Source organism: Pseudomonas sp. R45(2017) (assembly GCF_002112305.1).
GTDB lineage: Bacteria > Pseudomonadota > Gammaproteobacteria > Pseudomonadales > Pseudomonadaceae > Aquipseudomonas > Aquipseudomonas paraglycinae.
In genome coordinates, this window is the sequence record NZ_NEHH01000006.1 from 133,081 (window position 1) to 158,583 (window position 25,503).

Sequence of the window (25,503 nt, forward strand, 5' to 3'; positions counted from 1 at the left end):
TCCTCCTTTAGTTCAGTGGATGCTGGCGCAGGAAATCGGCAGCGACTTTCGACGGGCTCTCGTGATCAACATCGACCCGCGCGTTGAGCTGGCGCATGGTTTCGTCGTCGAACAGTTCGGCCAGCGGCTTGAGTTGCTCCGCCAGTTTCGGGTGGGCGTCGAGGTAGGCCTGACGCACCACCGGCGCGGCGGTGTAGTCCGGGAAGTAATGCTTGTCGTCTTCCAAAAGCTTCAGGCCGAAAGCATTGAGGCGACCGTCGGTGGTGTAGACCAGACCGGCAAACACCTGACCGTTGCGCAGCGCGGTGTAGACCAGGCCTGCGTCCATCTGCCGGATGTTCTTGCGAGTCAGGTTCATGTCGTAGAGCTTGACCATGCCGTCCAGACCGTCGGAGCGGTTGGCGAACTCGGTGTCCAGCGCCACCAGGTGGTTGGTCTTGGCTTCAGCCTTCAACACGTCGTTCAACTGGCTGATGGTGTGGATTTGCGGGTATTGCTCGGCCACTTTTTTCGGCAGGGCGAGGGCGTAGGTGTTGCTGAATTTCGACGGCGTGAGCCAGACCAGGCCTTTCTTCGCATCGAGTTCTTTCACCCGGGCGTAGGACTGTGCGCTGTCGAGTTTTTCGGTGACATGGTTGTAGGCCACCAGCGACACACCGGTGTATTCCCAGAGCATGTCCAGTTGCCCGGTTTCGTGGGCGCTGCGGGCCAGGTTACTGCCCAGGCCACCGGTGATCTGCGCGTCGTAGCCTTTGCTGCGCAGGTATTGCGCGGTGATTTCCGCGAGCAGGGTCTGCTCGGTGAATACCCGGGCGCCAAGGCGAATCACCGGTTTGTCGGCGGCTTGGGCGATGCCTGCGAAGAGCAGCACGCAGCCCAGAATCAAACTAAGTCTTTTCATAAATATTCCTTCGCAAAGCCTCAAGACGGGCGCAAACCGCGTTCCAGCCAGAGACGGCTGGCGAGGGTGACCACGCCATCGAGCAGCAACGCCAGCAGCGCGGTGCACGCGGCGCCGAGCAGCAGTTGCGGCTGATTGTTCAGGGCGATGCCGGGGAAGATCAGGCTGCCGAGGCTGTTGGCGCCGATCAGGAAGGCCAGCGGCGCGGTACCGACGTTGATCGCCAGCGCCACCCGCACACCGCCGACGATGATCGGCACGGCGTTGGGCAACTCGACTTTCCACAGCACCTGACGCGGAGTCATGCCGATCCCGACGGCGGCTTCTTTCAGCGAGCCCTGGACGTTTTTCAGGCCTTCATAGGTGTTGCGCACAATCGGCAAAAGCGAGGCGAGGAACAAAGCGAAGATCGCCGGACCGCTGCCGATGCCGAGAATCCCCAGGGCAATCGCGAGCACGGCCAGCGGAGGCACGGTGTTGCCGATGTTGAAGATCTGCATGAAGCGTTCGGCGCGGCCGACCATGGTCGGGCGGCTCAGGAATATACCGGCGGGAATGCCCACGACCAGGGCGGCCAGCATTGAAGCGAGGACGAGAATCAGGTGAGCTTGCAGGTAAAACAACAAATCGTCGCGGTAGTGTTCGATCGTGTTGATGCCGATCCAGTGGACCAGCAGGGCCAGGAGCGCGATCACCACCGCACCTCCCATCAGCCCTTTGCCATAGCGGATAGCCACAGGCGGACTCCTTTTTTTTAGTCGGCGACCGCTGCTCCGTGTGGCATGCCATGCCTGGCTGCCGGAGTCAGTGTTCGCGAGAAGCAGCTTTTTTTCAGCCCGGCAAAAGCGGTCTGAAAGCCAGCCATGAGCGCAGCCTCGTCAGGCTAACTTGCTGATTTTTCAGCCCCTGACGAAATGTCGTTACAGGGGATGGACGTCTCCGTGCTTTAAAAGGTTCCCATCTGAGGCAGCATTTGGCCACCCTTAATGTGCTCAACGGTTCGGTTATTGAATCGAGTTGGGCTATAATCGCCGCCCTTTTTTGAATCACCGCCAGGCGATTTCCCATGACCAGACAGGCCGCCGAAGTCGCGAAACGCCGCACTTTCGCCATTATTTCCCACCCCGATGCCGGTAAAACCACCATCACCGAAAAGCTCTTGCTGATGGGCAAGGCGATTGCCGTGGCCGGTACGGTGAAATCCCGTAAATCCGACCGCCATGCGACATCCGACTGGATGGAGATGGAAAAGCAGCGGGGGATCTCGATCACCACGTCGGTCATGCAGTTCCCGTATCGCGAACACATGATCAACCTGCTCGACACCCCGGGCCACGAAGACTTCTCCGAAGACACCTACCGCACCCTGACCGCGGTGGACTCGGCATTGATGGTCCTCGACGGCGGTAAAGGCGTAGAGCCACGTACCATCGCGCTGATGGACGTCTGCCGTCTGCGTGACACGCCGATCGTCAGCTTCATCAACAAACTCGACCGTGACATCCGCGACCCGATCGAACTGCTCGACGAAATCGAAGCCGTCCTGAAGATCAAGGCTGCGCCGATCACCTGGCCGATCGGTTGCTACCGCGACTTCAAGGGCGTGTACCACCTGGCCGACGACTACATCATTGTCTACACCGCCGGTCACGGTCATGAACGCACCGAAACCAAGATCATCGAGAAGCTCGATTCCGACGAAGCCCGCGCACACCTGGGCGACGAGTACGAGCGTTTCCTCGAACAGCTGGAACTGGTGCAGGGCGCCTGCCACGAGTTCAATCAGCAGGAATTCCTCGACGGTCAACTGACCCCGGTGTTCTTCGGTACTGCATTGGGCAACTTCGGGGTCGACCATGTCCTCGACGCCGTGGTCGACTGGGCCCCGCGCCCGCTGCCACGTGTGGCCAACGAGCGCACCGTGGAGCCGGTGGAAGAGAAGTTCTCGGGCTTCATCTTCAAGATCCAGGCGAACATGGACCCGAAGCACCGCGACCGCATCGCCTTCATGCGTATCTGCTCCGGTAAGTACGAGAAAGGCATGAAGATGCGCCACGTGCGAACCGGCAAGGACGTGCGCATCGGCGACGCCCTGACGTTCTTCTCCTCCGAGCGTGAACAGCTGGAAGAAGCGTACGCCGGCGACATCATCGGTCTGCACAACCACGGCACGATCCAGATCGGCGACACCTTCAGCGAAGGCGAAACCCTGGGCTTCACCGGTATCCCGCACTTCGCCCCGGAACTGTTCCGCCGCGTACGCCTGCGCGACCCGCTGAAATCCAAGCAACTGCGCCAGGGCCTGCAACAGCTCGCCGAAGAAGGCGCGACCCAGGTGTTCTTCCCGGAACGTAGCAACGACATCATCCTCGGCGCCGTCGGTGTGCTGCAGTTCGATGTGGTCGCCAGCCGCCTGAAAGAGGAATACAAGGTCGAGTGCTCCTACGAGCCGATCACCGTGTACTCCGCGCGCTGGATCGAATGCAGCGACAAGAAGAAGCTCGAAGAATTCTCCAACAAGGCCGTGGAAAACCTGGCACTGGACGGCGGCGGTCACCTGACCTACCTCGCGCCGACCCGCGTCAACCTGGCCCTGATGGAAGAGCGCTGGCCGGACGTGAAATTCCGTGCGACGCGCGAGCATCACTAAGCGCTGAGCTGTTCCCCCCAAAGCCCCCGTTGCGTAAGCCTCGGGGGCTTTTTATTGGCTACCGATAGGTTGCTCATCAGGCGTTTGAGAGAAGCGGCCTTGCTTAGCCGATCCGGTTATGAGCGTTATTCGAAAGCGGTCTGTCCACGCATGGCATTTCCGGGCATTGGTTAGCGTCCTATCTGGTGAACCCGGCGGATCGGAACTAGATTTCAATCAGCGTCAGGTCAGCATGAATTTCTCACCTGGAACAGGATGGACTCGACCATGAAAAACAGGTTGCTACGCGTTCTGCTGTTGTTGAAAGTGATGGTGATGCTGTCCCTCGGCACTGCGACGGCCTGGGCCGAGTGCGAGGATCACGATACCCAGGCCTCCAGCGGGCAGGTGGGGCACAGCGCGCTGATGCTGGCCAAGTCCGAGTCCGAGCCGGGCGATCAGGGCCAGGGTGGCAGCGCCGACGATGACGACTCGACCACCGATGAGCCGGACACCGACGATCCGGACGAAGGCGACAGCCAGACGTAGATTCCGCGCAAAAGAAAACCCCTTCTTTCCCGATCGATGCGCAATCGGGGCAGAAGGGGTTTGGTCAACTCATCAACAACCCGCCCCGGGAAACGGGGCGGGTTTTTTCAGGCCGCGCCGTCGAGGAATTGCTCGGCGTAGTGACAGGCAACCTGACGCGTGTCGAGCTGGCGCAGGACCGGCTCTTCGCTGCTGCAACGCGCGGTGGCGTACGGGCAGCGCTTGTGGAACGCGCAGCCAGGCGGCGGGTTCAGCGGGTTGGGCAGCTCGCCGACGATCTTGATTTTCGGCTTGTCCGGATCCGGGTGGATGGTCGGGGTCGCCGACAACAGCGCCTGGGTGTACGGGTGCAGAGGACGGGCATAGATGTCGTGTTTCGGACCGATTTCCACCGGGCGACCGAGGTACATCACCATCACGTCATCGGCCACGTGCTGCACCACCGCCAGGTTGTGCGAGATGAACACGTAGCCGGTGTTGAACTCCTGCTGCATGTCCATGAACAGGTTCAGCACCTGCGCCTGGATCGACACGTCCAGCGCCGAGGTCGGTTCGTCCGCCACCAGCACTTTCGGTTGCAGCATCATGGCGCGGGCCAGCGCGATACGCTGACGCTGACCGCCGGAGAACATGTGCGGATAACGCTGGTAGTGCTCGGGACGCAAGCCGACCTGCTTCATCATCGCCTGGACTTTCTCGCGACGCTCGGCAGCTGACAGGTTGGTGTTGATCAACAGCGGCTCGGCCAGCTGATCACCGATTTTCTGCCGTGGGTTCAACGATGCGTACGGGCTCTGGAACACCATCTGCACGTCTTTGCGCAGTTGCTTGCGCTGGGCCTTGTCGGCGCCGGCCACTTCCTGCCCGGCGATTTTCAGCGAGCCGGATGACGGCTCCTCGATCAGGGTCAGGGCGCGGGCGAGGGTGGATTTGCCGCAGCCCGATTCACCGACGACGGCGAGGGTCTTGCCGGCTTCCAGCTCGAACGACACGCCGTTGAGGGCGCGCACGGTGGCGTGGCCCTTGAACAGGCCACGGGAGACTTCGTAGTGACGGGTCAGGTCGCGGGCGGTAAGTACGACGGCCATTACGCCACCTCCTGGTTCAACGGATAGAAGCAGCGGGCGAGGCTGTGGCTTTTCGGGTCAAGGGTCGGACGCTGCGCGCGGCAGCTGTCCTGCACGTACGGGCAGCGCGGCGACAGCAGGCAGCCTTGCGGGCGGTCGTAACGGCCGGGAACGATGCCCGGCAGGGTGGCCAGACGCTCGGCACCCTGGCTGTGTTCCGGAATCGCCTTGAGCAGCGCTTCGCTGTACGGGTGGGCGGGGATGTCGAACAGTTGCGGCACCTGTCCGACTTCAACGGCTTGACCGGCGTACATCACGCACACGCGCTGGGCGGTTTCGGCCACCACGGCGAGGTCGTGGGTGATCAGCACCAGGCCCATGTTCTGTTCTTTCTGCAACGCCAGCAGCAGATCCATGATCTGTGCCTGAATCGTCACGTCGAGTGCGGTGGTCGGCTCGTCCGCGATCAGCAGTTTCGGCTCGCCGGCAATCGCCATGGCAATCGCCACACGCTGGCTCATCCCGCCGGACAGTTGGTGCGGGTAGGCATCCATACGGCTGGCGGCGCCCGGGATTTCAACTTTTTCCAGCAGCTCGATCGCACGCTTGCGCGCTTGCTTGCCGGACATTTTCAGGTGCAGGCGCAGCACTTCTTCGATCTGGAAACCGACGGTGTAGCTCGGGTTCAGCGCGGTCATCGGGTCCTGAAACACCATCGCCAGGTCTTTGCCGACGATCTGCCGACGCTGACGGTTGTTCAGCTTGAGCATGTTCTTGCCGTCGAAGCTCAGCGAGTCGGCGGTGACGATCCCCGGGTGCTCGATCAGGCCCATCAGCGCCATCATGGTCACGGACTTGCCGGAACCCGACTCGCCCACGATCGCCAGGACTTCGCCCTTGTCGACTTTCAGGTCGAGGCCGTCGACGACCGGGGTGGCGTTCTTGTCGCCGAAGCGAACATTGAGATTCTTGATTTCTAACAGTGACATGGGAATCTCCTCAGGCGGCGTTCTTGAGTTTCGGGTCCAGCGCATCGCGCAGGCCGTCGCCCATCAAGTTGATTGCCAGCACGCTGAGCAAAATGGTCAAACCAGGCAGACTCACCACCCACCAGGCGCGTTCGATGTAGTCGCGGGCCGAAGCCAGCATGGTGCCCCACTCGGGGGTTGGCGGCTGGACGCCGAGGCCGAGGAAGCCCAGGGCGGCGGCATCGAGGATCGCCGAGGAGAAGCTCAGGGTCGCCTGAACGATCAGCGGTGCCATGCAGTTCGGCAGCACGGTGATAAACATCAGGCGTGGCAGACCGGCACCGGCCAGGCGCGCGGCGGTCACGTAGTCGCGGTTCAGCTCACCCATCACGGCGGCACGGGTCAGACGCACGTAGGACGGCAAGGACACCACGGCAATCGCGATCACGGTGTTGATCAGGCCTGGGCCGAGGATGGCGACGATCGCCACGGCCAGCAGCAGCGACGGCAGGGCCAGCATGATGTCCATCAGACGCATGATGGTCGGGCCGACCACTTTCGGGAAGAAACCGGCGAACAGACCCAGCAGGATCCCCGGGATCAGCGACATTACCACCGACGACAGACCGATCAGCAGCGACAGGCGCGAACCCTGGATCAGACGCGACAGCAGGTCGCGACCCAGTTCATCGGTGCCGAGCAGGAACTGCATCTGCCCGCCTTCGAGCCACGCCGGCGGCGTCAGCAGGAAGTCGCGGTATTGCTCGCTCGGGTTATGCGGGGCGACCCACGGCGCGAAGATCGCGCAGAAAATCACCAGCAGCATGAACAGCAGGCCGGCGACGGCGCCCTTGTTCTTGGCGAAGGCCTGCCAGAACTCTTTGTACGGGGACGGGTACAGCAGACTTTGATCCACGGCGGTGGCGGCGGTGACTACTGAGGAAGTTGGAGTGCTCATGGGTATTGACCTCAGCGCTGATGACGGATGCGTGGGTTGGCAAAGCCGTAGAGGATGTCCACCACGAAGTTGACCAGAATCACCAGGCAGGCGATTAACAGGATGCCGTTTTGCACAACCGGGTAGTCCCGGGCGCCGATGGCTTCGATCAGCCATTTACCGATGCCGGGCCAGGAGAAGATGGTTTCGGTCAGGACCGCACCGGCCAGCAGGGTGCCGACTTGCAGGCCGACCACGGTCAGTACCGGGATCAGCGCGTTGCGCAGGCCGTGCACGAACACCACGCGCGACGGCGACAGGCCTTTGGCCTTGGCGGTGCGGATGTAGTCTTCACGCAGTACTTCGAGCATCGACGAACGGGTCATCCGCGCGATCACCGCCAGCGGAATGGTACCCAGCACGATGGCCGGCAGGATCAGGTGGTGCAGGGCATCGAGGAAGGCGCCCATGTCATCGGCCAGCAGGGTGTCGATCAGCATGAAACCGGTGCGCGGCTCGATGTCGTAAAGCAGGTCGATCCGCCCGGACACCGGGGTCCAGCCCAGGCTCACCGAGAAGAACATGATGAGGATCAGACCCCACCAGAAAATCGGCATCGAATAACCCGCGAGGGAGATGCCCATCACCCCGTGGTCGAACAGGGATCCTCGCTTGAGGGCCGCGATCACCCCGGCCAGGAGGCCCAGGATGCCGGCGAACAGCAGGGCGGCCATGGACAGTTCCAGGGTCGCCGGGAAGAGGGAGGTGAACTCGGTCCATACGCTCTCACGGGTGCGCAGGGATTCGCCGAGATCGCCGTGGGCCAGTTTGCCGATGTAGTCCAGGTACTGGGCGTACAGCGGTTTGTTCAGACCGAGGCGTTCCATTGCCTGAGCGTGCATTTCGGGGTCGACCCGACGTTCGCCCATCATCACTTCCACGGGGTCGCCGGGAATCATGCGAATCAACGCGAAAGTCAGCAAGGTGATGCCGAAAAACGTGGGGATCAATAACCCCAGTCGGCGGGCAATAAAACTAAACATCGTGTGTGGTACCTCATCAGCCGGTTAGGCGTGCCCGGCGACCCTGGGGTCAGGATCGCCGGGAGTTTCTTATCTACTTCACCTGGGTGGTGGCGAAGTTATTGGTTGTCAGAGGGCTGATGTGATAACCCTCTACGTTGTTGCGCATTGCGGTGAACATGCGGGTGTGGGCCATGCTGATCCACGGTTGGTCCTGATTGAACAGCACTTGAGCCTGCTCATACAGCCTGGCGCGTTCGGCCGGATCTACTTTAGCCCGTGCTTCGTCGAGCAGGGCCTGGAATTTCTCGTTGCACCAGCGAGCGTAGTTTTCGCCGTTCTTGGCGGCTTCGCAACTGAGCATAGGCGTCAGGAAGTTATCCGGGTCGCCGTTGTCGCCCGCCCATCCGGCGGAAACCATGTCGTGCTCGCCGGCCTTGGCGCGTTTGAGCATCTCACCCCATTCCATCACGCGGATGTCGATCTTGATCCCGACTTTCGCCAGGTCAGCCTGCATCATCTGCGCGCCGAGCATCGGGTTCGGGTTGGTCGGGCCGCCGCCGTTACGGGTAAACAGGGTAAACACGGTGCCTTCCGGTACGCCGGCTTCCTTGAGCAGCTTGCGGGCAGCATCGAGGTCACGTGGCGGGTTCTTCAGCTCGTGGTTGTAGCCCAGCAGGGTTGGCGGGTACGGGTTGACCGCGACCGACGCGTTGCCTTTGCCGAACAGGGCGTTGACGTAGGCTTCCTTGTCGAAGGCGATGTCGATCGCTTTGCGCACCCGCACGTCGCTGATGTACTTGTGCTGGGTGTTCATGGCGACGTAGGAGACGGTCATCGCATCCAGTTCGTCGACTTTCAGGTTGCTGTCTTTCTTGATGCTCGGGATGTCATCCGGTTTCGGGTACAGCGCGATCTGGCACTCGTTGGCCTTGAGTTTCTGCAAGCGCACGTTGTTGTCGGTGGCGATCGCCAGGATCAGCGCGTCAGCCGGCGGCTTGCCACGGAAATAGTCCGGGTTGGCCTTGAAGCGTACCTGGGCGTCTTTCGCGTAACGCTGGAAGATGAACGGGCCGGTACCGACCGGTTTGTTGTTCAGGTCGCCGGTCTTGTTGGCCTTGAGCAACTGGTCGGCGTATTCGGCCGGGTAGATCGAGGAGAACGCCATGGCGATGTCGGCCAGAAACGGCGCTTCGCGGCGGGTCAGGGTGAACCTGACGGTGTTGTCGTCGACTTTCTCAACGCCTTTCAGCAGTTCCTTGAAGCCCATGCTTTCAAAGTACGGAAAGCCCACGCTCGACAGCTTGTGCCACGGGTGATTCGGGTCCAGCTGACGCTGGAAACTCCAGACCACGTCGTCGGCGTTCATGTCGCGGGTCGGCTTGAAATATTCGGTGGTGTGAAACTTGACGCCTTTGCGCAGGTGGAACGTGTAGGTCAGGCCGTCTTCGCTGATGTCCCAGGACTCGGCCAGCGCCGGAATCACTTCGGTGGTGCCGGGCTTGAAGTCCGCCAGACGGTTGAAGATGGTTTCGGCCACCGCGTCGGCAGTGACTGCAGTCGTGTACTGGACCATATCGAAGCCTTCCGGACTGGCTTCGGTGCAGACCACCAAGGGTTTGGCCGAGACGCCGACAGCGACACTCAGCAACGCAGCCGCGATGGCCGCTCGTAGGGGAAGCATTTTCATCAAGAACCCTCTGCAATCGGTTGAAGACAAAAAGCCGAACGGCCGACTCGTCACTGAGTCAGCCGTCGGCTGGCGGTTTTTACAGGATGTTGAATGGAATGGTGGTCACGAGACGGAACTCGTTGATGTTGCCGTCAGCCTGGTGTTCGCTGGCGCGGTGAGTGGTGTACGTCGCGCGAATCGCAGTGGCCTTGAGCGGGCCGCTCTGCACGGCGTAGGAAGCACCGATGCCGTATTCGTAGTGCGATTCGCCGTCCATCAGGCTCAGGTCGCCGCGCTTGTCATCTGGAATGGTGTAAGCCGTGCCACGGTAGTGAGTACCGTCAATGCCCCAGCCGCGAGCCTGATAGATGTTGAACTTCAGGCCTGGTACGCCGTATTCGGCCATGTTGATGCCGTAGGCGATCTGGAAGGATTTCTCGTTCGGGCCGTTGAAGTCCGACAGCAGGGAGTTGGCCAGGTAGATGCCGTTGGTTTCATGCAGGTAGTCGAAGTACTCGTTACCGTTCACTTGCTGGTACGAGAAGGTCAGGCTGTGGGCCTGGTGAGTCAGGCCGAGGGACAACGAGTAGGTATCGTTGTCGATGTTGCCCATCAGTTTTTTGCCTTCGTCGACGGTCTTGTAGTAGTTCAGACCGGTGGTCAGGCTCAGGACCTGGCTGTCACCCAGTTCGTGGGTACCGCCGAAGTAGTACTGATTCCAGAAGTCTTCGACGTTGGCGACGTACAGGCTGGTTTTCAGGCTCTTGAACGGCTGATAGTTAACGCCGCCGGTGTAGACCTTGTCGGTCTCGACGCCGGTTGCGGAGTACTCGGAACGGAATTTCGACAGGCTCTGCTCGGTACGTGGCGAAACGCGGTCGAAACCGGCCAGGTCGAACGACAGGTTGTTGAATTCTTCACTGTGCAGGCTGATCCCTTCGAAGCTCGAAGGCAGCGGACGGTTGCCGATGACGTCGACGATCGGCGTGCTGAAGTTCTGACGACCGGCGGTCAGCGTGGTGTTCGACACGCGGAACTTGACGTTGGCCAGACCCAGTTTGCTCCACTGGTCTACCGCGTCTCCGTCGGAGTGAGCCAGGGTGCGGTTGGAGCCACCGGCGATGTCCTTGCGGTCGCGATCCAGCACGATGGCGTTGTAAGCGGCCACTTCAGTGCTGACGCCCACGGTGCCCTGGGTGAAGCCCGAGGTGTAGTTGACGATGGTGCCCTGAACCCAGTTGATACGACGCGGGGTCTTTGTTCTGACCACTGGCGAGGTGTCTTTGTCGCTGTTTTTCACGTAACTGAAACTGTCGTCACGACGACGCAGTTCGTTGGCATACCAGTTACGCGTTGTGCCGCCCAGGCTTTGTCCATCGATAAAGCCTTTGGCCTCGCTTTGGGCGCTGCTGCCGGCCAATGTGGTAGGGACGAACTCCTGACTTGCAGGTTCTGCGTACGCCGTGGCGGTGATGCTGCTGATGGCCAGGGCCAGTATCGCGGTGCTGCTCAGTTTCATGGGTGAAGCTCCTTTACTTTCTTTTTATGCCGGCTTTTTTGGGTTGGCCGGTTATTGGTTTAGAACTCATTCACACATCGCAAACGTTTGCAAAAGGCCTGATAGGCGAGTTTCGGCAAAGCGCTTGCGTGAGGGGGTAGACGGCCCCCTCAGCATTGCGGCTAATCGGTTTTTTGTTTAATCGATGCTGACACCCGAAAAAACGTTGCGACCGAACGGGCTCACCTTGAACCCTTCGACTTTGGTGCTCAGTGGCTGGTTGACCGTCGAGTGAGCGACAGGCGTGATCGGCACCTGCTGCTTGAGCAGTTGCTGGGCCTGTTTGTAGAGCACGGTGCGCTGGTCGCGGTCGGTGACGACCTTCGCCTGTTTGATCAGCTTGTCGTAAGCCGGATCGCACCACATGGAGTAGTTGTTGCCGCCGATGGCGTCGCAGCTGTAGAGCGTGCCGAGCCAGTTGTCCGGATCCCCGTTGTCACCGGTCCAGCCGATCAGGCTGATGTCGTGCTCGCCATTCTTGGTGCGCTTGATGTACTCGCCCCATTCGTAGCTGACGATTTTCACTTTCAGACCGATCTTGGCCCAGTCGGCCTGGAGCATCTCGGCCATCAGTTTGGCGTTCGGGTTGTACGGACGTTGTACCGGCATCGCCCAGAGGGTGATCTCGGTGCCTTCCTTGACGCCGGCAGCCTTGAGCAGCTCTTTGGCTTTTTCCGGGTTGTAGGCGGCGTCCTTGATGGTGTCGTCGTAGGACCATTGGGTCGGCGGCATGGCGTTGACGGCCAGTTGGCCGGCGCCTTGATAAACAGCGTTGAGAATCCCCTGTTTATTCACTGCCATGTCCAGCGCCTGGCGTACTTCGAGCTGGTCGAACGGCTTGTGACGCACGTTGTAGGCGATATAGCCGAGGTTGAAGCCTGGTTTCTCGATCAATTGCAGTTTCGGGTCGTTCTTCAGTGCCGGCACATCGGCCGGACGCGGGTGCAGGGTGACCTGACATTCACCGGCCTTGAGCTTCTGCACACGTACCGAAGCGTCGGTATTGATCGCGAAAATCAGGTTCTTCAGCTTCACCCGGCTCTGATCCCAGTAATGCGGGTTGCCGGTGTAGCGGATGTTCGAGTCTTTCTGGTAGCTCTTGAACACGAACGGCCCAGTGCCGATCGGCTTCTGGTTGATGTCGCTCGGCTTGCCCTCGGCCAGCAGCTTGTCGGCGTATTCGGCAGACAGGATGGCGGCGAAGCTCATGGCGATGTTCTGGATGAACGCGGCGTCGACGCTGTTGAGCGTGAACTGCACGGTCAGCGGCCCGGTCTTTTCGACCTTGGCGATGTTCTTGTTGAGGCTCATCCCGTTGAAATACGGGAACTCGGTCGGATAAGCCTTACGGAATGGCTGTTGCGGATCGAGCATGCGGTTAAACGTGAACAGCACGTCGTCGGCGTTGAGATCGCGCGTAGGTTTGAAGTACGGCGTTGTATGAAACTTCACACCTTCACGCAGGTGAAAGGTGTACTTGAGACCATCCTCGGAAATATCCCAGCTGGTTGCCAGGCCCGGTACGACATTGGTCGCGCCTTTTTCGAACTCGGCCAGTCGGTTGTACAGCGGTTCGGCGGCGTCGTTATCGGTCGCTGTCGTGTACTGCGCGGTATCGAAACCGGCCGGACTGCCTTCGGAGCAGAACACCAGACTGTTGCTGGCGGCGTCACTGGCGGACGTGGCGGCCAACAGGCCGGCGCCCAGCAATGCGGAAAAAACCAAGGTATGGCGCATGACGCTCCCTCTTTTTTTAGTGTTTTTCAATGCGCCGCGATCCCGTCCAGGGATGTGGTGGCGGCATTGAGCTCAAACCAATACGGCAGCAAAACCGATAGCCCACGCAGTCACTGGTCAGAACCCGACGGTAGGGGCCGTGGGTCTGGCAGTAAATGCGCTGAGTCCTAAAGACTCGTAGGAAAAGGCAACACGTCCTGAACCAACCCAGTAAGACGGGGCGGAAAAGGTTGTAGGCAAATTCCTGACTTCTCGGCAAAAAAAACAGCGGCGACGCTGAACACGTCGCCGCTGCTTCTTTTATTTGCTGACGCTGACGCCGTAGAAGGAGTTCAAGCCGAATGGGCTGATCTTGAAGTCCTGCACGTTGGCGCGCATGGGTTGATACACCGTCGAGTGAGCGATAGGTGTCATAGGGACTGCATCTTTGAGGACGTGCTGCGCCTCTTTGTAGAGTTCGGTGCGCTTGGCCTGGTCAGTGGTGCGCTTGGCTTCTTTCACGAGGCCGTCGAATTTCTTGTCGCACCATTTGGAGAAGTTGTTGCCACTCAGGGAGTCGCAACCAAACAACACGTTGAGCCAGTTGTCCGGATCACCATTGTCACCGCTCCAGCCAATCAGCATGCCCTGGTTCTCGCCACCTTTGGAACGCTTGATGTACTCGCCCCACTCGTAGCTCTGAATCTTCACGTTCAGACCGATTTTCTTCCAGTCGGACTGGAGCATTTCGGCCATCAGTTTGGCATTCGGGTTGTACGGACGCTGAACCGGCATCGCCCACAGGACGATCTCGGTACCTTCCTTGACGCCGGCTTCCTTGAGCAGCTGTTTGGCTTTCTCAGGATCGTACTTGGCGTCCTTGATGGTGGTGTCGTAGGACCACTGGGTCGGCGGCATGGCGTTGACGGCCAGTTGGCCCGCACCCTGGTAAACCGAGTCGATGATCTGTGGCTTGTTCACCGACATGTCAAGTGCCTGACGCACGCGCAGGTCAGCCAGCGGGTTCGGCTCGTTGCTACCCTTGACCTTGTCCATCACGTTGTAGGCGATGTAGCCCAGGTTGAAACCAGCCTGGTCAGGCATCTTCAGCGTAGGATCGGCTTTCAGTGCCGCGAGGTCGGCCGGACGAGGGAACAGGGTGACTTGGCACTCGTTCTTTTTCAGCTTCTGGATACGTACCGACGGGTCGGTGGTGATGGCGAAGATCAGGTTGTCGATCTTCACGTCTTCAGGCTTCCAGTAGTCCTTGTTCCCGGTGTAGCGGATGTTGGAGTCTTTCTGGTAGCTCTTGAACACGAACGGACCAGTGCCGATCGGCTTCTGGTTGATGTCGGCAGCCTTGCCTTCTTTCAGCAGCTGGGCTGCGTACTCGGCGGACTGGATCGACGCGAAGCTCATGGCCATGTTCTGGATGAACGCGGCGTCGACTTCTTTCAGAGTGAACTTGACGGTGTGGTCGTCGACTTTATCGATCTTGGTGATGTTGGTGTCCATCCCCATGTCGGTGAAGTACGGGAATTCGGTCGGGTACGCCTTACGGAACGGGTCATCCTTGTTAATCATGCGATTGAAGGTGAACAGCACGTCGTCGGCGTTGAACTCACGAGTCGGCTTGAAATACGGGGTGGTGTGGAACTTGACGCCTTCACGCAGGTGGAAGGTGTAAGTCAGGCCGTCATCAGAAATGTCCCACTTGGTCGCCAGACCAGGAATCACGGCGGTACCGCCACGCTCGAACTGGGTCAGACGGTTGAACATGGTTTCGGCTGAGGCGTCGAAGTCGGTTCCGGTGGTGTATTGGCCTGGATCGAAACCGGCCGGGCTGCCTTCGGAGCAGAACACCAGGTTAGTCGCAGCGGTGGCGAAAGGTGCGGAGGCTAACAAGCCTGCGCCGACTAAAAACGGAATGACCGCGTGTTTAAGCATGTTGGCCTCATGATTTGTTGTCATTTTTTAGTTGTGAGGTACGACCTCGTGAGTCGTGCCTGCGGATACTTATGCAGGGCCCATACCCAATGCAAGATCCAGAGCGCTCGGCGGCGTCAAAGCGTGGCACGAACGTACCTTAATGTCGCATCCGTATAACTTCTGACGCATTTGACCGTTTGCGGACGGTTTTTACGGTGCAAACGAAGCCCCAAAACGGTGCGTTGGTCACGTTGTGCGCGCCGGATTGGGGCCGGGTGTTACTTATTTATACCCACGCCATAGAAGGGGGTTAGACCGAACGGGCTGATCTTGAAGTCAGTGACTTCCTTGCGCAGCGGCTGGAACACCGTGGAGTTGGCGATCGGCGTGATTGGCACCTGCTGTTTAAGGATCAGTTGCGCCTGTTGATACAGTTTTACCCGTTGCGATTTATCGCTGGATACCTTGGCCTGCTGTACCAGCTTGTCGTAGGCCGGATCGCACCATTTGGCGTAGTTGCTGCCCTTCACCGCCGCGCAGCTGTAAAGCACGCCCAGCCAGTTGTCCGGGTCGCCGTTGTCACCGGTCCAGCCGTAAATCATCGCGTCGTGTTCGCCATTCTTGGCGCGCTTGATGTACTCGCCCCATTCGTAACTGACGATGTTGGCCTTGATACCGATCTTCTCCCAATCCTGCTGGATCATCTGGGCCGACATCCGCGCATTCGGGTTCGAGGCGCGTTGCACGGTCATGGCCCAGAGGTTGATGGTTGTACCGGGTGCAACCCCGGCTTCCTTGAGTAGCGCCTTGGCTTTTGCAGGGTCGTGCGGCGCGTCTTTTATGTTCGGATCGAACGACCATTGCGCTGGCGGCAAGGCGTTTTGCGCTAGCTGCCCGGCACTCTGGTAAACCGCTTTGATGATTGCCGGTTTGTCGATGGCCATGTCCAGCGCCTGGCGCACTTTGAGCTGATCCAGCGGCGGGTGGGTGGTGTTGTAGGCGAGGAAGCCGAGGTTGAAACCGGCCTGCTTCAACACCCGCAGGTTCGGGTCTTTTTCCATCACTTCGATGTCGGCCGGGCGCGGGTAGCCGCTGACCTGGCATTCGCCGGTCTTGAGCTTTTGCAGGCGAACGGCGGCATCCGGGGTGATCGAGAACACCAGGTTGTCGAGCTTCACGTCCTCGGGTTTCCAGTAGTCCTTGTTCGCCGCGTAGCGGATCTGCGCGTCCTTCTGATAGCGCTTGAACACGAACGGGCCGGTGCCGACCGGTTTCTGGTTGAGGTCTGCTGCTTTGCCTTCCTTCAGCAATTGGGCGGCGTATTCGGCCGATTGCACCGAGGCGAAGCTCATGGCGAGGTTTTGCACGAAGGCGGCGTCGACGTTGTTCAGGTTGAAGCGCACGGTGTTTTCGTCGAGCTTTTCCACGGATTTGATCGTGGTATTGAGGCCCATGTCGGTGAAGTACGGGGATTCGGCGGGGTAGGCCTTGCGGAAGGTGTTTTCCGGGTCGAGCAGGCGCTGGAAGGTGAAGAGGACGTCGTCGGCGTTGAAGGTTCGGGTCGGGGTGAAGTAGTCGGTGGTGTGGAATTTTACGTTTTGGCGCAGGTGGAAGGTGTATTGGAGGCCGTCCGGGCTTACGTCCCAATTGGTCGCCAGGCCGGGTTCGATTTCGGTGCCGCCGCGTTTGAATTGGGTTAGGCGGTTGAAGACTGTTTCGGCGGAGGCGTCGAAGTCGGTGCCGCTTGTGTACTGGCTGGGGTCGAAGCCTGCGGGGCTGGCTTCTGAGCAGTAGACGAGGGTTGTTGCGGCGTTGGCGATTGGGGTTATGGCGGTCAGGGCCAGGGTTATTAGAAGTGGTTTGAAGGTGAATCGATCCATGGAGTCCCCGGGTGCACTGGAGGTAGTTGTGGGGAGGAGGGTAGCCGGGGTTTCGGTGGGCGCGGAAATATCGTTTTTCTAGGTGAGGTGTCTATCTCGGTATATCTGGGGTGATTGTGTGCATATCCGATGCTGCGGTAACGGCTTCTTATGGTTCCGCCCTTACGGCGGGTCACTTTTTACGAACGCCTAAAAAGTAACCAAAAACGCTTGCTCCTGCGTTCGGCCCCTCGCTAAGGCTCGGGGTTCCTTCGCTCCGGGATTTATCCGGGGGGCATCGCCTACGGTTTGCTTCGCTGCACCTCCTCTCGATGTGTTTGGCTTCGCCAAACGGTCGCTGCGCTCCCACCCCCGGATAAATCCCTCCACTCAGCCTTCCGACGTCGCCCGTGGATCAAGATCAAAAGCTGCAGCCGAGCTAACGCTCATCCTGTTGAGTGGTGGTGGGGCAACAGCTAGAGCGGTTTGTGTGCTTTTCGGATTTTGAATTCACCTTCGATATCTCACGTCGGCGTATTTCATTTAAACGACGCGGTCAGTTCCCTCTCCCTCCGGGAGAGGGCAGCTTTTGATCGTTCCCACGCTCCGCGTGGGAATGTAGCCCGGGACGCTCCGCGTTCCATTTTCGGATGTTTAAAGATGTGTGGGATTCACCGAACCTTCCCACAAGTTTTTCAGGTTGTCCGTCGGAACCACGATCCCTAGTCTTTGGTTGTCGCAGAAAACTCTGTGATTGGGTGTGAGAACCCAGGCAAGCGAGTGTTATTCGAACGCCAGTCCGACCATAATTGCCGCCAGCTTTTCTGCTGCCTGTAATTGATTTATGGCGGCCGTGTGCGGGCAGACTTCGGTCTGGCCGGAATCTCCTTGCCCGGTTTCTCACCCCGCACATAGCTGCCACCTCTTCGCCGCGTGAGAACGGCATTTGGTGGCTTCAAGTCAGCAAGGAGTTAATCAATGAACAAGGTTGTCCCCGACCCACCCCTCGAATCACCCACCCCACTCGAAGAAGCCATGCGCGCCGAAGACCTCGCCCGCAACCGCGAAGCCATCAAACGCGCCCTCGACTATTACCTGTGCCCCAACCCTTCCAAACCGCGCCCGAGCACGATGTACATGGTCACGCCCAACGTCGACACCGAAAGCCTGCTGGCCAACGCCTGCGAATCCCTGGCCTCGGCCAATACCATCGCCAGCAATTTCGCCAATGAGCTTTCGGGCCCGCAGCGCAGTACGGCGCTCGGCATCCAGCAGATCATCATGCTGGCCGAGCTCGCAGTGAACCGCGCGCTGGACCGGGTTGATCCGCAAACCTGACAACACAAATCCCAGGTATAAAAAAACCGGCGATCATCACTGATCGCCGGTTTTTCATTCAGTCGTCATTCAATCACTGCATCAACACTTCAATCGAGCCATCAGCGGTCAGGCTGACCTGGCTGGTGCCGGCTTCGACTTCAGGCGTGACCGGTGCTGCGTCCATGCCGGCGGCTTTCATCATTATCGGGGCGCGCATGTACGGTTGTGGGAAGCCGTTGCTGTTGAGGTTCAGGTTGACGATTTTGTAGCCCTTGCCGCCCAGGGCGTCGGTGGCCAGTTGGGCGCGGGCCTTGAAGGCGGTGACGGCTTCTTTCAGCAGTTGGTCCTCGCTGGCCTTGCGGGTCGGGTCGGCGATGGCGAAGTCCATGCCGCCCATTTTCAGGTCGGTCAGCAGCTCGCCGGTGAGTTTGGACAGGGCGGCGAAGTCGGCGCTTTCCAGGCGCAGTTCGGCGCGTTCGCGCCAGCCGGTGATTTTCTGGCCTTTGGTGTCGTAGATCGGGTAGCTGGTGCGGCTGCCCTGGCGCAGGGTGATGTCTTTGACCTGCTTGGCCTGGGCCAGGGCCTTGTTCATGGTGGTGCTGACGTCGGCGGCGAGTTTGGCCGGGTCGGTGTTCTGTTCTTCGGTGTAGAGGGTCACGATCATCAGGTCGCGGGCCACTTCCTGGCTGACTTCGGCGCGCAGGGAAATCTGGTTGTAGTGCAGCTCATCGGCGGCCAGGGCCGGAAGGCTGGCGATGCTGCCGACGGTCAGGGCGAGAAGGGCGGCGCTGCGGCGAAATGTGTGCATGAAAGCTCCTTGATGAGGGCGCAGGTGATGGTTCGGGGGCCTGCGTGAAACCATCAGACTCTAGCTTTTATGATCCGGTTCGCCCAGTTACAACTTCTATACAGATGACAAGGCCAGCGACGAGATTCAAGCTGCAAGCCGCAAGCTTTTGCTCGTAGCTTGAAGCTCGCAACTTGCAACTGCTTTTGGGTGTGGTTGTTTGCCGCACTTTCGCCTCTCAAGCCCGCGCCTTGGTTATACTCCGTGCGATCCGCCTGGAGCGCTCATCAGGAGAGCTCATGCTCGCCCCCGTACAACTGACTTCCGCCACTCGCCAGAACCTCTGGCGGCTGACTTTCATCCGCACCCTGGTGCTCGCCGCGCAGGCCGGTTCCGTGGGCCTGGCCTACTGGCTGGATCTGTTGCCGTTGCCGTGGGTGCAACTGGTGATGACCCTCGGCTGTTCGATTCTGCTGTGTGTGTTCACCGCCGTGCGCCTGCGCACTTCGTGGCCGGTCACCGAGCTCGAATATGCGTTGCAACTGGCCTGCGACCTGGTTATCCACAGTGCCTTGCTGTATTTCTCCGGTGGTTCGACCAACCCGTTCGTTTCGTATTATCTGGTGCCGCTGACCATCGCTGCGGTGACGCTGCCATGGCGGTATTCGGTGGTGCTGTCCGGTATTGCGCTGGCCTTGTACACATTGATGCTGACGCACTTCTATCCGCTGGAAACCCTGCCGGTGGCCCGGGAGAACCTGCAGATCTACGGCATGTGGCTGAGCTTCGCTCTTGCAGCAGCGGTGATTACGTTTTTCGCCGCGCGGATGGCTGAAGAGCTGCGGCGGCAGGAAGAATTGCGCGCGATCCGCCGGGAAGAAGGCCTGCGCGATCAGCAATTGCTGGCCGTTGCGACTCAGGCCGCCGGTGCCGCCCATGAACTGGGCACACCGCTGGCGACCATGAGCGTGTTGCTCAATGAAATGCAGCAGGACCACCACGATCCGATGCTTCAGGAAGACCTGAAGGTGCTGAAGGATCAGGTGAAGCTCTGCAAGGAGACCCTGCAACAACTGGTGCGCGCCGCCGAAGCCAATCGCCGGATGGCGGTGGAGATGCAGGACGTCACCGAGTGGCTCGACGAGGCGCTCAACCGCTGGCACCTGATGCGCCCGGAAGCCAGCTATCGCTTCCAGCGTCTGGGCCAGGGCCCGTTGCCGCGAGTTGCGCCGCCGCCGGATCTGACCCAGGCCTTGTTGAATCTGTTGAACAACGCCGCCGACGCCTGCCCGGAAAACCTTCAGGTGACCCTGGACTGGACCGCCGAAGACCTGACCATCAGCATCCGCGACCATGGCGCCGGTGTGCCGCTGGCCATCGCCGAGCAGATCGGCAAACCGTTTTTTACCACCAAGGGCAAAGGTTTCGGCCTGGGCCTGTTTTTGAGCAAGGCCAGCGTGACACGCGCCGGCGGCTCAGTGAAACTCTATAGTCATGAGGAAGGCGGCACGCTCACCGAGCTGCGCCTGCCCCACGGCGCCCGAGGAGAGCAACATGAGTGACGAAATCCAAGTCGAAGGCGAAGAACTGCCGCATTTGCTGCTGGTCGATGACGACGCGACCTTCACCCGGGTGATGGCCCGTGCCATGGCCCGCCGTGGTTTCCGCGTCAGCACCGCCGGTTCCGCCGAAGAAGGCCTGACCATCGCCCAGGCCGATCTGCCGGACTACGCCGCGCTGGACCTGAAAATGGACGGCGACTCCGGTCTGGTCCTGCTGCCGAAGCTGCTGGAGCTGGACCCGGAAATGCGCGTGGTGATCCTCACCGGTTACTCGAGCATTGCCACCGCGGTTGAAGCGATCAAGCGCGGCGCCTGCAATTACCTGTGCAAACCGGCCGACGCCGACGATGTGCTGGCAGCGCTGCTGTCCGAACACGCCGACCTCGACAGCCTGGTGCCGGAAAACCCGATGTCGGTGGATCGCCTGCAATGGGAGCACATCCAGCGCGTGCTGACCGAGCACGAAGGCAACATCTCCGCCACGGCCCGCGCCCTGGGCATGCACCGCCGCACCCTGCAGCGCAAATTGCAGAAGCGCCCGGTTCGTCGCTGAACCTGCGCTGAACGACCATCGCCAGCCCTCGCGATAAAGCGCACCGATCATCTATGATCGGTGCGTGTCTGTTCTTTTCTTTATCGAGCCTTTTCCATGAATCAGAACGCTGAATATTCCGCGGTCAACGATACTGTGCGCGGGCAGTTTTTTCGCAAGGTGTGGGCCATGACCACGCCTTACTGGCGCAGCGAAGAGAAGGGCAAGGCCTGGACGTTGCTGATCGCCGTGATCGCGCTGACGTTGTTCAGCGTGGCGATCTCGGTGTGGATCAACAGTTGGTACAAGGATTTCTATAACGCCCTGCAAAAGAAGGATGAGGCGGCATTCTGGCAGTTGATCCTGTATTTCTGCGGCATTGCGGCGGTGGCAATCCTCGGCGCCGTGTATCGCCTGTACCTGACGCAGATGCTGACCATCCGTTGGCGGGCATGGCTCACCGAGAACCATTTCAAGCGCTGGCTCGGGCACAAAAACTATTACCAGCTGGAGCAGGGCGGTTACACCGACAACCCTGACCAGCGGATTTCCGAAGACCTCAACACCTTCACCAGCAACACCTTGAGTCTCGCGTTGGGCCTGATCCGCACGGTGGTCAGCCTGGTGTCGTTCTCGATCATTCTGTGGGGTGTGTCGGGCAGCATCGAGGTGTTCGGCATCGAGATTCCCGGCTACATGTTCTGGTGTGCGCTGCTGTACGCGGCGGTCGGCAGCTGGCTGACGCACCTGATCGGTCGACGCCTGATCGGCCTGAACAACCAACAACAACGCTTCGAGGCCGACCTGCGTTTCTCCATGGTGCGAGTACGTGAGAATGCCGAGAGCATTGCGCTGTACAACGGCGAACCGAACGAGAATCGGCGTTTGAGCAATCGCTTCGGTCTGGTCTGGCACAACTTCTGGGACATCATGCGCGTGTCCAAGCGCCTGACGTTCTTCACCTCCGGTTACGGCCAGATCGCAATCATCTTCCCGTTCATCGTCGCGGCCCCGCGTTACCTGACCGGCAAGATCGAGCTCGGTGAGCTGATGCAGATCAACTCGGCATTCGGCAACGTGCAGGAGAACTTCAGCTGGTTCATCAACGCGTATTCGGATCTCGCCGCATGGCGCGCCACGTGTGATCGTCTGCTGAGCTTCCGTCAGGCGATGACCGACAACGAAGAACGCGCACCGGCCATTGATGTGCAGAATCAGGGCAATGAGCTGAAGGTTCATAACCTGGGCCTCGATCTGGCTGACGGTCGTCACCTGCTGACCAGTGCAGACATGACCGTGGAGCAGGGCGAGCGGGTGATGCTCAGTGGCCGCTCCGGCAGCGGTAAATCCACGCTGCTGCGGGCGATGGGCCATTTGTGGCCGGCCGGGCACGGCAGTATTCGATTGCCGGCTTCGCGTTATCTGTTCTTGCCACAGAAACCGTATCTGCCGATCGGCACCCTGCGCGACGCCTTGAGTTATCCACAACCGGGCGACACCTACGCGCCCGAGCGTTATGCACAAGTGCTGGAAACCTGCCGTTTGCCGCATCTGGTGGCTCGACTGGACGAGGCCAATCACTGGCAGCGCATGCTCTCGCCGGGTGAACAGCAACGTCTGGCCTTCGCCCGCGCGCTGCTCTATGCACCGCAATGGCTGTACATGGACGAAGCGACGTCGGCGATGGATGAAGAAGACGAAGCCACGCTGTATCAGGCGTTGATTGACCAGTTGCCGGGCCTGAGCATCGTCAGCGTCGGCCATCGCAGCAGCCTCAAGCGCTTCCATCCACGGCATGTGCGCATCGACAGTGGTCACCTGGTTGAGCAGAACGTGACTGCCTGATATGTCCACACAAACCCTGTGAGGGCTGGCTTGCCGCCTCCCACAGGGTTTGTGTGGAAACGGAAAGTGATCGTACAACCCGCTTGAGCTATGATGCCCACAAGCCGAATTTTCGAGACAAGATGCAGACCATGGAAAACCTGATCGACACCCCGCGACTCCCTCGCAAGCGCCGCAGCCTGGCTCAGGAACTGGTGACGGTGCTGACCGAGCAGATCCGCGACGGTCTGCTCAAGCGCGGCGACAAGTTGCCCACCGAGTCGGCGATCATGGAAGCCCATGGCGTCAGCCGCACCGTGGTGCGCGAGGCGATTTCCCGTTTGCAGGCGGCGGGGCAGGTGGAAACCCGTCATGGCATCGGCACCTTCGTGCTCGACACCCCGAGCCCGAGCGGCTTCCGGATCGACCCGGCCACCGTGGTCACCCTGCGTGACGTGTTGGCCATTCTCGAATTGCGTATCAGCCTCGAAGTCGAATCCGCCGGCCTTGCCGCGCAGCGCCGCAGCACCGAGCAACTTGCTGCGATGCGCGCGGCCCTTGATGCGCTGAATGACAGCGTGGCCCACGCCAGCGATGCAGTGGCGTCGGACTTCCAGTTCCATCTGCAAATCGCGCTGTCCACCGGCAACCGCTATTTCACCGACATCATGACCCACCTGGGCACCAGCATCATTCCGCGCACGCGGCTGAATTCGGCGCGACTGGCCCATGACGATCAGCAGCACTACATGAATCGCCTGAGCCGCGAGCACGAGGAAATCTACGACGCCATCGCCCGTCAGGATTCCGATGCCGCCCGCGCGGCCATGCGCCTGCACCTGACCAACAGCCGCGAACGGCTGCGTCAGGCCCATGAAGAGGCGCAGGCTCAGGGTTGAGGGTTGATTACGGTTCGAGGCGTACTGTCAAAGTCGGGGAGGTGACTACATCCGGGCTGCCGGTTTTAGCAATCGTGTAGCGCAAATTAGCCGTAGCTCCCGACACCAGGTTATTGGCAAACGTGCTTTTTGGAATGTCAAAGGTGACAGGGAATAATGGCTGGCTCAGTGTGTATTTAGAACTCCAATTGCTTCCGGTCGAGGTGCTGACGAGCATCTCGATCACGTCGCCGATTGCTGCTTCAAAGTATTGGGACACTGAAGCGGGAGTTGGATCACTCAGCTTCTCAATGTAAGCGACTCCTTTAACTGCCTCTTCCAAGTCAGGTGCGGCTACGACACTTTGTTGTGCGGTCATGATGTAAGTCCTTTTGTCATTGCAATCGAAAAGTGTATGTTCCGGCTCTTGGCCGTTGGCGTCGGGTGATGACGCCAAGAGTATTAGGGCTGGATTGGTTGGTGGCCGCACCTGTAAGAAATAACAGTTTCGACGAGTGGTTGATGGTGATTCAGCTTTCGATGTGCAGAAGCAGTGGTTCCGAGCAAGGCTCAAGACTGGCCTCGTCTGCAAACTTGTAGCGCAGCTCAACGGTACGGTTCAGGTAATTGTCCACCGGCAACCGCTACTTCACCGACATCATGACCCACCTGGGCACCAGCATCATTCCGCGCACGCGGCTGAACTCGGCGCGCCTGGCCCATGACGATCAGCAGCACTACATGAATCGCCTGAGCCGCGAGCATGAGGAAATCTACGAGGCCATCGCCCGTCAGGATTCCGATGCCGCCCGCGCGGCCATGCGCCTGCACCTGACCAACAGCCGCGAACGGCTGCGTCAGGCCCATGAAGAGGCGCAGGCGCAGGGTTGAACTCCGAAGGGGCGGGAAAACGTCATATGGTGTCGACGATAGACAGCTCTAACGTGTCTGACTGTTGTGGAGTTCCGTTTATTGTTGCGATGAAGTGGATAACTGCGGACCCATTTTTGAATTGATAGTCGAACAGGCTTTTTGAACCCAGAGAGAACTGTTCCTTTTCGGCTATGAACGTCGTAAATCTAGCGTGCTTTTCTATAGGGATGCTAAAACGGTCAGGCTTAACTTCAATTGTTATGTCGATCTGTTGGTTTGCTGCTTTCTCTTCATAAAAGAAATCGAGGAGAAAAGCACCACTCAGTTTCTGGGTGTCCAGCACTCCATTCGGCGCCTGAGGTGCTTCTGCTGCGGCAAGTTTTTGCATGACAAACTCTCCTGGTAGGGGTAAGTGCAATCGTTTTTTACTCCGTAAGTTGAGCGTTCTTGAGGGGCGGAGCGCCACTGTCAGAAATGACAGTGGCGACAAGCGGTCGTAATTGATTCCGCCGCGCGTCATGATCAGGCTTCGATGTAGAGTTTCAACGGCTCCGAACACGGCTCCAGACTGGACTCATCAGCAAACTTGTAGCGCAGCTCAACGGTACTGTTCAGGTACTTTTCCAGTTCGAATCTGGGGATGCTCAGTTCAATCCCGGTCAGGCCGACCATGTCATCCAGTGCGTCATCCCAGACGCCGGTCGGCTCCGACAAACCCTGCCATTCAGGCTCTTCCGGATCATCGCCGAGGATCGGGTACACATCCCAGTTCGGCGGTGTGTTCTGGCCATCGGGTACCTGAACGATCAGGTCGTCATCCAGCGTCGACAGCCGCAGGATGATCGAGTCGCTGGCATGGTCGGGGAATTGCGGAAGGTGTGCAGCGGCAAACGTCATGCTTTGTTCTCCTTGAAAGATCT

General features: G+C 59.6%; 22 protein-coding genes and 1 pseudogene. 8 read left to right on the forward strand and 15 right to left on the reverse strand.

What is annotated here, in order from left to right; genetic code table 11:
- Positions 1-7 precede the first annotated feature (7 nt).
- Both CAF74_RS15480 and CAF74_RS15485 read right to left on the reverse strand, forming a co-directional pair.
- Positions 8-901, reverse strand: coding sequence for a glycine betaine ABC transporter substrate-binding protein (locus tag CAF74_RS15480; RefSeq protein ID WP_085746898.1), 894 nt, complete (start codon positions 899-901; stop codon positions 8-10).
- Positions 902-921: 20 nt separating this feature from the next.
- Positions 922-1,611 carry an ABC transporter permease gene (locus CAF74_RS15485; RefSeq protein WP_172667905.1) on the reverse strand — a complete coding sequence of 230 codons (690 nt, stop codon included), beginning with the start codon at positions 1,609-1,611 and terminating at the stop codon, positions 922-924.
- Positions 1,612-1,967: 356 nt separating this feature from the next.
- On the opposite strand from CAF74_RS15485, the gene CAF74_RS15490 reads away from it, so the two are divergent.
- Entirely contained in the window at positions 1,968-3,551 is a 1,584-nt protein-coding gene (locus tag CAF74_RS15490; protein ID WP_011332431.1) for a peptide chain release factor 3, read from the forward strand.
- 267 nt (positions 3,552-3,818) lie between these two features.
- On the forward strand, positions 3,819-4,079 hold the full coding sequence (locus CAF74_RS15495) for a hypothetical protein (RefSeq protein WP_064384136.1): 261 nt from the start codon (positions 3,819-3,821) through the stop codon (positions 4,077-4,079).
- A gap of 107 nt (positions 4,080-4,186) precedes the next feature.
- On the opposite strand, the gene CAF74_RS15500 is transcribed toward CAF74_RS15495, so the two are convergent.
- The 9 genes from CAF74_RS15500 to CAF74_RS15540 all read right to left on the reverse strand — a co-directional run bounded on the left by CAF74_RS15500 (position 4,187) and on the right by CAF74_RS15540 (position 16,828).
- Positions 4,187-5,167: a peptide ABC transporter ATP-binding protein gene (locus CAF74_RS15500; RefSeq protein WP_085746899.1), complete on the reverse strand. Its 981-nt coding sequence runs from the start codon at positions 5,165-5,167 to the stop codon at positions 4,187-4,189.
- Positions 5,167-6,135 carry an ABC transporter ATP-binding protein gene (locus CAF74_RS15505; RefSeq protein WP_011332433.1) on the reverse strand — a complete coding sequence of 323 codons (969 nt, stop codon included), beginning with the start codon at positions 6,133-6,135 and terminating at the stop codon, positions 5,167-5,169. Before CAF74_RS15505 ends, CAF74_RS15500 begins: the two co-directional genes overlap by 1 nt.
- 10 nt (positions 6,136-6,145) lie before the next feature.
- Positions 6,146-7,072 carry an ABC transporter permease subunit gene (locus tag CAF74_RS15510; RefSeq protein WP_039769224.1) on the reverse strand — a complete coding sequence of 309 codons (927 nt, stop codon included), beginning with the start codon at positions 7,070-7,072 and terminating at the stop codon, positions 6,146-6,148.
- Positions 7,073-7,083: 11 nt separating this feature from the next.
- Positions 7,084-8,094: an ABC transporter permease subunit gene (locus CAF74_RS15515; RefSeq protein ID WP_007953665.1), complete on the reverse strand. Its 1,011-nt coding sequence runs from the start codon at positions 8,092-8,094 to the stop codon at positions 7,084-7,086.
- Between the two features lie 73 nt (positions 8,095-8,167).
- Entirely contained in the window at positions 8,168-9,763 is a 1,596-nt protein-coding gene (locus tag CAF74_RS15520) for an ABC transporter substrate-binding protein (protein WP_085746900.1), read from the reverse strand.
- Between the two features lie 79 nt (positions 9,764-9,842).
- On the reverse strand, positions 9,843-11,264 hold the full coding sequence (locus CAF74_RS15525; RefSeq protein ID WP_085746901.1) for an OprD family porin: 1,422 nt from the start codon (positions 11,262-11,264) through the stop codon (positions 9,843-9,845).
- A 177-nt stretch (positions 11,265-11,441) separates the two neighbouring features.
- Positions 11,442-13,040, reverse strand: coding sequence for an ABC transporter substrate-binding protein (locus CAF74_RS15530; RefSeq protein WP_085746902.1), 1,599 nt, complete (start codon positions 13,038-13,040; stop codon positions 11,442-11,444).
- Positions 13,041-13,340: 300 nt separating this feature from the next.
- Positions 13,341-14,966: an ABC transporter substrate-binding protein gene (locus CAF74_RS15535; protein WP_085746903.1), complete on the reverse strand. Its 1,626-nt coding sequence runs from the start codon at positions 14,964-14,966 to the stop codon at positions 13,341-13,343.
- Positions 14,967-15,226: 260 nt separating this feature from the next.
- A complete protein-coding gene (locus CAF74_RS15540) occupies positions 15,227-16,828 on the reverse strand; it encodes an ABC transporter substrate-binding protein (protein WP_085746904.1) in 1,602 nt (533 codons plus the stop codon).
- A gap of 957 nt (positions 16,829-17,785) precedes the next feature.
- Here CAF74_RS15540 and CAF74_RS15545 point away from each other — a divergent pair.
- Complete coding sequence (locus CAF74_RS15545) at positions 17,786-18,145, forward strand: DUF6124 family protein (RefSeq protein WP_085746905.1); 360 nt, start codon at positions 17,786-17,788, stop codon at positions 18,143-18,145.
- 73 nt (positions 18,146-18,218) lie between these two features.
- On the opposite strand, the gene CAF74_RS15550 is transcribed toward CAF74_RS15545, so the two are convergent.
- On the reverse strand, positions 18,219-18,935 hold the full coding sequence (locus CAF74_RS15550; protein WP_085746906.1) for an SIMPL domain-containing protein: 717 nt from the start codon (positions 18,933-18,935) through the stop codon (positions 18,219-18,221).
- Positions 18,936-19,213: 278 nt separating this feature from the next.
- On the opposite strand from CAF74_RS15550, the gene CAF74_RS15555 reads away from it, so the two are divergent.
- The 4 genes from CAF74_RS15555 to CAF74_RS15570 all read left to right on the forward strand — a co-directional run bounded on the left by CAF74_RS15555 (position 19,214) and on the right by CAF74_RS15570 (position 23,731).
- Entirely contained in the window at positions 19,214-20,476 is a 1,263-nt protein-coding gene (locus tag CAF74_RS15555; RefSeq protein ID WP_011332442.1) for an ATP-binding protein, read from the forward strand.
- Complete coding sequence (locus tag CAF74_RS15560) at positions 20,469-21,029, forward strand: response regulator transcription factor (RefSeq protein ID WP_003221630.1); 561 nt, start codon at positions 20,469-20,471, stop codon at positions 21,027-21,029. Before CAF74_RS15555 ends, CAF74_RS15560 begins: the two co-directional genes overlap by 8 nt.
- Positions 21,030-21,125: 96 nt before the next feature.
- On the forward strand, positions 21,126-22,853 hold the full coding sequence (locus CAF74_RS15565; protein ID WP_085746907.1) for an ABC transporter ATP-binding protein/permease: 1,728 nt from the start codon (positions 21,126-21,128) through the stop codon (positions 22,851-22,853).
- Between the two features lie 131 nt (positions 22,854-22,984).
- Positions 22,985-23,731: a FadR/GntR family transcriptional regulator gene (locus tag CAF74_RS15570; protein WP_175473381.1), complete on the forward strand. Its 747-nt coding sequence runs from the start codon at positions 22,985-22,987 to the stop codon at positions 23,729-23,731.
- A gap of 7 nt (positions 23,732-23,738) precedes the next feature.
- On the opposite strand, the gene CAF74_RS15575 is transcribed toward CAF74_RS15570, so the two are convergent.
- Positions 23,739-24,089, reverse strand: a complete 351-nt coding sequence (locus tag CAF74_RS15575; protein ID WP_085746908.1) for a hypothetical protein — start codon at positions 24,087-24,089, stop codon at positions 23,739-23,741.
- Between the two features lie 248 nt (positions 24,090-24,337).
- Between CAF74_RS15575 and CAF74_RS15580 the strand changes: the two are divergent.
- Positions 24,338-24,601: pseudogene (locus CAF74_RS15580) on the forward strand (FadR/GntR family transcriptional regulator); the annotation flags it as partial.
- A gap of 22 nt (positions 24,602-24,623) precedes the next feature.
- Here CAF74_RS15580 and CAF74_RS15585 read toward each other — a convergent pair.
- Together CAF74_RS15585 and CAF74_RS15590 are read right to left on the reverse strand one after the other, a co-directional pair.
- Entirely contained in the window at positions 24,624-24,971 is a 348-nt protein-coding gene (locus tag CAF74_RS15585) for a hypothetical protein (protein WP_085746909.1), read from the reverse strand.
- Positions 24,972-25,105: 134 nt separating this feature from the next.
- Positions 25,106-25,480 (reverse strand): hypothetical protein, encoded by a 375-nt coding sequence (locus CAF74_RS15590; protein ID WP_085746910.1) that lies wholly within the window; start codon positions 25,478-25,480, stop codon positions 25,106-25,108.
- Between the last annotated feature and the right edge of the window lie 23 nt (positions 25,481-25,503).

Excerpts from the sequence above, each read along its gene's own strand:
- CAF74_RS15480 (WP_085746898.1), bottom strand. The coding sequence starts at position 901 with ATGAAAAGACTTAGTTTGATTCTGGGCTGCGTGCTGCTCTTCGCAGGC.
- CAF74_RS15485 (WP_172667905.1), bottom strand. The coding sequence starts at position 1,611 with ATGGGAGGTGCGGTGGTGATCGCGCTCCTGGCCCTGCTGGTCCACTGG.
- CAF74_RS15490 (WP_011332431.1), top strand. The coding sequence starts at position 1,968 with ATGACCAGACAGGCCGCCGAAGTCGCGAAACGCCGCACTTTCGCCATT.
- CAF74_RS15495 (WP_064384136.1), top strand. The coding sequence starts at position 3,819 with ATGAAAAACAGGTTGCTACGCGTTCTGCTGTTGTTGAAAGTGATGGTG.
- CAF74_RS15500 (WP_085746899.1), bottom strand. The coding sequence starts at position 5,167 with ATGGCCGTCGTACTTACCGCCCGCGACCTGACCCGTCACTACGAAGTC.
- CAF74_RS15505 (WP_011332433.1), bottom strand. The coding sequence starts at position 6,135 with ATGTCACTGTTAGAAATCAAGAATCTCAATGTTCGCTTCGGCGACAAG.
- CAF74_RS15510 (WP_039769224.1), bottom strand. The coding sequence starts at position 7,072 with ATGAGCACTCCAACTTCCTCAGTAGTCACCGCCGCCACCGCCGTGGAT.
- CAF74_RS15515 (WP_007953665.1), bottom strand. The coding sequence starts at position 8,094 with ATGTTTAGTTTTATTGCCCGCCGACTGGGGTTATTGATCCCCACGTTT.
- CAF74_RS15520 (WP_085746900.1), bottom strand. The coding sequence starts at position 9,763 with ATGAAAATGCTTCCCCTACGAGCGGCCATCGCGGCTGCGTTGCTGAGT.
- CAF74_RS15525 (WP_085746901.1), bottom strand. The coding sequence starts at position 11,264 with ATGAAACTGAGCAGCACCGCGATACTGGCCCTGGCCATCAGCAGCATC.
- CAF74_RS15530 (WP_085746902.1), bottom strand. The coding sequence starts at position 13,040 with ATGCGCCATACCTTGGTTTTTTCCGCATTGCTGGGCGCCGGCCTGTTG.
- CAF74_RS15535 (WP_085746903.1), bottom strand. The coding sequence starts at position 14,966 with ATGCTTAAACACGCGGTCATTCCGTTTTTAGTCGGCGCAGGCTTGTTA.
- CAF74_RS15540 (WP_085746904.1), bottom strand. The coding sequence starts at position 16,828 with ATGGATCGATTCACCTTCAAACCACTTCTAATAACCCTGGCCCTGACC.
- CAF74_RS15545 (WP_085746905.1), top strand. The coding sequence starts at position 17,786 with ATGAACAAGGTTGTCCCCGACCCACCCCTCGAATCACCCACCCCACTC.
- CAF74_RS15550 (WP_085746906.1), bottom strand. The coding sequence starts at position 18,935 with ATGCACACATTTCGCCGCAGCGCCGCCCTTCTCGCCCTGACCGTCGGC.
- CAF74_RS15555 (WP_011332442.1), top strand. The coding sequence starts at position 19,214 with ATGCTCGCCCCCGTACAACTGACTTCCGCCACTCGCCAGAACCTCTGG.
- CAF74_RS15560 (WP_003221630.1), top strand. The coding sequence starts at position 20,469 with ATGAGTGACGAAATCCAAGTCGAAGGCGAAGAACTGCCGCATTTGCTG.
- CAF74_RS15565 (WP_085746907.1), top strand. The coding sequence starts at position 21,126 with ATGAATCAGAACGCTGAATATTCCGCGGTCAACGATACTGTGCGCGGG.
- CAF74_RS15570 (WP_175473381.1), top strand. The coding sequence starts at position 22,985 with ATGGAAAACCTGATCGACACCCCGCGACTCCCTCGCAAGCGCCGCAGC.
- CAF74_RS15575 (WP_085746908.1), bottom strand. The coding sequence starts at position 24,089 with ATGACCGCACAACAAAGTGTCGTAGCCGCACCTGACTTGGAAGAGGCA.
- CAF74_RS15585 (WP_085746909.1), bottom strand. The coding sequence starts at position 24,971 with ATGCAAAAACTTGCCGCAGCAGAAGCACCTCAGGCGCCGAATGGAGTG.
- CAF74_RS15590 (WP_085746910.1), bottom strand. The coding sequence starts at position 25,480 with ATGACGTTTGCCGCTGCACACCTTCCGCAATTCCCCGACCATGCCAGC.